Below are 6,818 nucleotides of genomic sequence, written 5' to 3' on the forward strand. Positions count from 1 at the left end.
GCTCATTCCCTGTGCCCAGGTTTAAGCCAGCGCAGGCAGACGAAAGCGATCGCCATGCAGCAGAGGGAGACAACGAAACTCGCAGCCAAACCGCGCGGCAGTTTCAAGTGCTTCAAACCCTGGTCATAAGCGTAATACAGGGCCGTGAAGGTGGAATTCATGGGGCCACCCTGGGTCAGCACATCGACTTCCTGATAGGCTTTGAGAGCAGCAAGCACCGACATGATGCTGCAGACCAGTATCGTCGGCTTCAGCATGGGCACGGTGATGCGCCAGAAGCGTTGCCAGCGATTGGCACCATCGAGTATTGCAGCTTCCTGCATCTCGGCGGGCAGTGACTGCAAGGCAGCCAGATACATCACCATATACCAGCCCAGGCCGCGCCAGAAAGAGACGAACATGACGGCAAACAGAGCAAGTGCATCATCCGATAACCAGCCCAGCGGTGCAGCAATCAGATGCAATTGCAGCAGCACATAATTCAGTGTGCCCTGCTCATGGAACATGAAGCCCCACATGATGCCGACCACAGAAACCGTAGTCACTACCGGCACATAATAGGCAGCGCGAAACCAGCGTATACCGGGCAATTGATTATTCACCAGCACTGCCAGCGAGATCGCCCCCAATTGCGTAAAGGGCACGACCAGCAAAAACAGCAGGGAATTTTTAAGCCCCGTCAAAAACATGTCATTCGCAAACAGGGCGCGATAATTGGCAAAGCCTACCCAATGCACTTCGCGTATCAGACTGAAATCAGTAAAACTCAGGTAAGAGCCATACATGACGGGCCAGAAAGAAAACATCATCAGCAACAGCAATGCTGGTGTCAGGAAGGCATAAGCCAGCAGGTTGTACCGCTTGCTGGTTGCGGATACAGGTGTGGACGCAGGTAAGGGTGTAAGCAACTTGCTCATGGCAACTTTGGCCCTTGCAATTTACGGTTCCAGATGCCTACAGCTTCATCCAGCGCTTCCTGTATATCACGGCGACCGGTAACGCCTGCCTCGACGGCCTTGACCAGGAAACGGCGCAATTCATTATAATCATCTATGCCGCTGACATACAGACTGCGGGCAGAATTCATGGAGTTTGCTGCAACCGCCAATGCCTGCTCCGACGCGCCCGCGTTGGGTAATATCTTCTTGAAGTAGGGATTTATCAATGCCTGTTTGGTGGTCGGCATGACACCAGCCTGGCGGGAAAACGTCAACTGGTTGGCATCGCTGGTGAGATAGCGGGCGAAGGCTGCCACTTCGGGTATATCCTTTTTCTTTACACCTTTAGGTATGGCGAAATGAAACATCCAGCCACCGTCATTAATGCCGGTTGGCCCTGGCGGCACGGGGAAGATACCGGTCTGCGCATAAATTTCTGGTGCATCAGTCTGTATGCGTTTGATGGCAGTCGGTGCGCTGACCATGACGCCAAGACGACCACCGAGATAGGCATCTACCACGGCAGGGAAATTGTCTTCAGCAAATAATTTATCTTTTAAAAAACCGCCTGCCTTGTAAGTGGCAGCCAGTTTTTTGATCAATGTCACATGGGCTGGAGAATTGAAGACTGCCTTGCCATCACGCATCAAATCCAGCCCCTGCTGCATGAAAAAACCATCGATCTTTCCGAGTGCCGGTGCATAGCCAGGCTTGCCAGTTTTGAGGGAAATCATGACGGCCTGGGTCAGCAATTCATCCATGCTGCGTGGTGCCTGGAAGATGCCAGCCGCTGCCAGTATCTTGCGGTTATAGGCAATCACATTGACGTTGCTGTAATGCGGAAAGCCATAGACCTTGCCATTGAAACGCAGATCAGCCAATGCCGCATCCGTGTAGTCATTGGTAGCACCTGGCGCTGCCAGCAAGGCATCAACAGGTTCAAGCAAACCATCGCGCGCCATTTCTTCAGCCCAGGGCACGCTCAAATTTACGAGTGCTGGTGGCGTACCTGCAGCGATGGCGGTGATCAGTTTTAATTGCAGAATATCCCAGGGAAAATCCACCCATTCGAGCTTGATGCCGGGGTGTTGGGCTTCGTAATTTTTGACGAGTTCCTGAAAATAGGGAATGAATTTTGGCTTCAGGCTCATGGTCCAGAATTCGATTTTCTGCACGGCAAAGGCATTGCCGTGCAAGCCGAAACTCAATATCAGCACGCTCAAGGCCAAGCGTAATTTCGACTTCGAAATCAGTCTTTTACACATACTCCCCAATATTTTTAAGCAATTTTGCATTTTAACCATACCAATCTTGCCATTAATAAAAATACTGGGGGGCAGTATCTATTTTTAAAGTTTTTAAAAAATAGCCTGCTGCTTCAGCTGTGTCAATTTGTCTTTGTGACTTTGCTCAAGTGCCTTGGCTTGTCCGGGTCCAGGCCACGGGCAATCGACAGGTTGGCTGCCATCATGTAGAAGGCTTGTATTGCAACCACAGGATCAAGATCAGGTGTTGCCGCAACTGGCAAAGTCAGGTTACGTTCCTTGACATCTTCTGGTGCTGCCAGCAAGACATTCGCGCCACGTCCACGCATCTCTTCTGCCAGGGCAATCAGGCCAGCTTGTGCCGGACCGCGGGTTGCGAATATCAATAATGGATAACCATCATGTATCAGTGCCATAGGGCCATGCTTGATTTCTGCACCGCTGAAAGCTTCTGCCTGGATGACGGAAGTCTCTTTGAATTTAAGTGCAGACTCCAGCGCTACCGGGAAACTAATACCACGGCCCACTACCATGATGCGTGATGCGGGCTGCAAAACTTCTATTGCAGGTGACCAGTCGAGCTTGGTGGCAGCGTGCAAGGATTCTGGCAACTGCTCTATCGCTGCCAAAAATTCTGCATCGTTTTGCCAGTGACCTGCCAGGCGTGCGCCTGCAACCAGGGAAGTGATAAAACTCTTTGTCGCAGCCACACTCAATTCCGGGCCTGCATGCAATGGCATGGTCCATTCTGCGCTTTGTGCCAGTGGTGATGCTGCGTCGTTGACGAGGGCCACGGTAGTAGCGCCACCTTCGCGGAAATAGCGGATAGGCTCAACCACGTCAGGGCTTTGACCAGACTGAGAAATTGCAATTGCCAGAGCGTCTTTGGCTGCCAATGGTGCCTTGTTCAAGGTCACCAGAGACATGGGCAGGGAAGCGACGATGCGCCCTACCCTGGCCATGATCAGATAGGCTGCATAATTGGCGGCATGGTCTGAGCTGCCACGGGCAACGGTAACGACGGATGTTGGTGGTTTGGCGCGCAAGTGTGCGCCAAGTTCGGCATAGCGCTCACCTTCATGTTTGAGTTGTTCGGCTACAAAATCAGCGGAAGAGCTGGCTTCCTTAAGCATCTGCGAGGTCAATCTTTTCTCCTTCTACATAAACAGCGATAAGGTTGAGCTGACGGTCCAGCACAACCAGGTCTGCGTAACTGCCTGCCTGCAGGCGGCCACGCTCATTCAGTCCCAGATAATCGGCTGCGTAGGTAGAAACACGCTTCGATGCATCTTCCAGGTCCAGGCCTATGCTGACCAGATTGCGCAAAGCCTGATCCATGGTCAGGGTGCTGCCTGCCAGCGTGCCATCTTCAAGACGCACACCACCAAGGCATTTATGCACGACCTGGCGGCCCAGCATGTATTGCCCATCCGGCATGCCGGAAGCTGCGGTGGAATCAGTGACGCAATACAGATGCGGAATCGCACGCATGGCGGCTTTGATGGCGCCAGGGTGGACGTGCAACAAGTCGGGAATAATTTCAGAAAACTGCGCATGCGCTAAAGCTGCACCGACCATACCAGGTGCGCGGTGATCAAGGCGTGACATGGCGTTATACAAGTGGGTAAAACCGGTAGCACCGTTTTCCAGTGCAGCCTTGCCCTCTTCATAAGTCCCGAGGGTATGGCCTATCTGCACCTGCATGCCTATGGCTGTCAGTTCGCGCACCAGTTGCAAATGACCATCCATTTCAGGTGCTACGGTAATCAGGCGGATTGGCGCTATTGCATCGAGGTGGCGCACCTGTTCCAGCGAACCGGTGTGGGCAAAGTCTGGCTGCGCACCGAGCTTGCCGGGGTTGATATATGGCCCTTCCAGATGCACACCCAATATGCGGGCAGAACCGCTGCTGCGCTTATCTACCAGCGGCCTGATCGCCTTCAAGGCCAGTTCCAGATCAGACAGCGGCGCTGTCATGGTGGTGGCCAGCATGCTGGTGGTGCCGTGTTTGGCATGCTTGCGGGCGATGATTTCGACGGCATCGCCAGCCTCCATGGTGTCTTTGCCGCCGGCTCCATGCACGTGCAAATCGACAAAGCCAGGCAGGATGTAATACAGGGATTCTGCATCGGCAGTACTCTCTGCGTCAGCAGTGATGGTCTGCACTCTTTCATCGAATACCAGAGAGCCATGCACCCAGCCTTGCGGTGTCAGTATTTGTCCCTGCACTTGTTGTTGCAAGCTCATCTGAACAACTCCGCCACAAAGTCATAGTAGTCACTACGGCAATAAGAATGCGACAGTTCTATCGCTGCACCGTTAGGGAGGTAGGCAACACGGGTGATGAACAACATCGCTGCGCCCTGTTTGATGTCCGCCAGGCGCGCCTGTTCAGCAGTCGCATTGACGGCACGTATATGCTGCAAGGCGCGTGTCGGTGACAAATTATGCGATTCCAGGTAACCGTACAGGCTGTCGCTCACCAGTTTAGGATTTGGCATATAGATTGCCGGAATGGTCGAGCTTTCTATCGCCATCACGACATTGTCGGCGGTACGCAAGCGCTTGAGGCGCGATACCACGGTATTAGGCGATAAACCCAAAGATAAGATTTCTTCTGGCGAAGCGATACCAGTTTCGCGTGACAACCAGCGTGAACCCGGAACAAAACCACGGTTGCGCAATTCTTCACTGAAGTTGGTCAGACGCGACAGCGGCTGCTCCAGCTTCGGTGTGATGTAAGTGCCAGAGCCATGTTTGCGCGTCAGCATGCCACGCTCGCACAACATGTCTATGGCCTTACGCGCTGTGACGCGTGAGATTTCCAGAGTATCAGATAACATGCGCTCGGAGGGCAAGGCTTCGTCCGGCTGCCACAATCCGCTATGTATACCGTTCGCGAGCTTGTTCGCCAATTGCAGATACAAGGGGGTAGAACTTTCTGCATCAGGTTTAAAGTCTATCAATTGTGCCAGCATGTCTTTCTCTCTTTTTATGTATTTATTTGGCTTGCAAATGCTGCTGTATCAGGATGAGAGCACCAATTGCTGAATCGGCTTTGGGCATTTGTATTCTCTCTTTTAAAGCGGCTGGCAAATAGCTGGCTACTGGCGCTGCCAAACCGCCACACAGTGCGATGGGCAGAGCAGATTCGGGGTCAAGGGCTTGCGCCATGATGGCGACTTCCTTACCCGCTTCCAGCATGATCTCGCGTGCGACGTCTACCTCAGAAGCGAAACGTATCACCAGAGGGGCCAATTCGGCATAACGGGTTTGATTGGCCAGGGCCAGCCAGGCGAATACGGCATCTTTATCACCGCCACAATGTGTCAGCACTGCACTGGCAAATGGATTGGAGGCAGCACGGCCATCCAGCACACGTTGCAAATGATTGACGGCGCGCATACCCAACCAGGCACCGCTGGCCTCATCACTGACCGGGAAACCCCAGCCACCGACCTCACGACGCTGGCCATCAGGTAACAAAACTTCACCGACGCTACCAGTTCCTAAAGCAATGATAGAGCCAGGCTTGCCATCAAGTGCGCCCAGCAAAGTGGTATAGGCATCGGTTTCTGCACAGACAGCACCGAAGCCAGGATTGAGCGCAACAAACTCCCTGGCCCAGTGAATATTATGAACACCAGCCAGGCCGCAGCCCACAGCCATATCAGCCAGGGCTGGCACGTCCAGGTTTGCTGCCGCAAAAGCTTGCTGGGTCGCCAGCAAGATTGATTGCCAGGCTTTATCCCGGCCATGCGCCAGGCCAGAAGGGCCGGCACTACCACGACTCAGCTCTTTACCACTTGCGTCAGCCAACACCACTCGCGTGCCAGTACCACCACCATCGGCACCAATCAAATATGTACAAGCAGGTTTTGTTGAGGACTGTACTGCAGTCGCTGACAAATCAGATGTAGAAAGATGTTCTGCTTGTTTGTTCATTGATAAGTAAATGGTGGTAAGTTTTATCAGGTCGAATCGGAATCTGTACTTCTGCTACTATTTTAAGCCTCACTGTAAGTTTTTTTACTAGTGGATGTCAATAGGTATTTAAGTGGTATCGTTAAATTTAATTTTGCCTCTTTTGTTTCCACCACACTATTGCCATCCAGCACAATGAAACAGGCCTGGTACTTGCCCCATTCACTACAAGTACCATGGCAACTTGTATTAGCGCCTGTAGTGACTTTTTTTACTTCAAGAACTGCTCATTCCCGACCATACCGATCTTGGTGACACCAAGACGCTGTGCCGCCGCCATGACCGCAGCCACAGACTTGTAAGGCACAACAGCAACCGGACGCAGGTGGATCTCTGGCTGGTCACCTGCAGGCATCGCTGCCGATTCAGACAACTTGGCTTCCAATTGCGTATGATCTACTGCCGTGCCATTCCAGGACACCGTGCCGTCGAAGTCCACGTCGATATTCACGACGACAGGCTCTTTCAACGGCGGTGGTGGCGTGCCTGTCGGCATATTCAGGTTCACTGCGTGATTCTGAATAGGAATGGTAATAATCAACATGATGATCAAGACCAGCATGACGTCAATCAGCGGCGTCATGTTCATTTCTATCATCACTTCCGGATCGGCTGAACCACCACCGGAGCC

At 52.7% G+C, this 6,818-nt stretch carries 7 protein-coding genes; all 7 read right to left on the bottom strand.

The features are described 5' to 3' along the window. Positions 1-2: 2 nt before the first annotated feature. Positions 3-917 carry a carbohydrate ABC transporter permease gene (locus tag AC3WQT_RS27240; protein ID WP_492708919.1) on the bottom strand — a complete coding sequence of 305 codons (915 nt, stop codon included), beginning with the start codon at positions 915-917 and terminating at the stop codon, positions 3-5. After that, on the bottom strand, positions 914-2,155 hold the full coding sequence (locus AC3WQT_RS27245; protein ID WP_492708921.1) for an ABC transporter substrate-binding protein: 1,242 nt from the start codon (positions 2,153-2,155) through the stop codon (positions 914-916). Before AC3WQT_RS27245 ends, AC3WQT_RS27240 begins: the two co-directional genes overlap by 4 nt. 170 nt (positions 2,156-2,325) lie before the next feature. Beyond that, entirely contained in the window at positions 2,326-3,336 is a 1,011-nt protein-coding gene (locus AC3WQT_RS27250; RefSeq protein WP_423012122.1) for an SIS domain-containing protein, read from the bottom strand. Further along, positions 3,329-4,450, bottom strand: a complete 1,122-nt coding sequence (nagA, locus tag AC3WQT_RS27255; protein WP_492708923.1) for an N-acetylglucosamine-6-phosphate deacetylase — start codon at positions 4,448-4,450, stop codon at positions 3,329-3,331. The genes AC3WQT_RS27250 and nagA overlap by 8 nt, the downstream gene beginning before the upstream one ends. Next, positions 4,447-5,181: a GntR family transcriptional regulator gene (locus AC3WQT_RS27260; RefSeq protein WP_492708925.1), complete on the bottom strand. Its 735-nt coding sequence runs from the start codon at positions 5,179-5,181 to the stop codon at positions 4,447-4,449. The genes nagA and AC3WQT_RS27260 overlap by 4 nt, the downstream gene beginning before the upstream one ends. Before the next feature lie 22 nt (positions 5,182-5,203). Beyond that, positions 5,204-6,148, bottom strand: a complete 945-nt coding sequence (locus tag AC3WQT_RS27265) for a glucosamine kinase nucleotide-binding domain-containing protein (protein ID WP_492708927.1) — start codon at positions 6,146-6,148, stop codon at positions 5,204-5,206. Positions 6,149-6,398: 250 nt separating this feature from the next. Then, positions 6,399-6,818 (bottom strand): ExbD/TolR family protein (locus tag AC3WQT_RS27270; protein WP_492708929.1); only part of this gene is annotated, 420 nt, incomplete at its 5' end.

Source organism: Undibacterium sp. FW305-107, assembly GCF_058788535.1.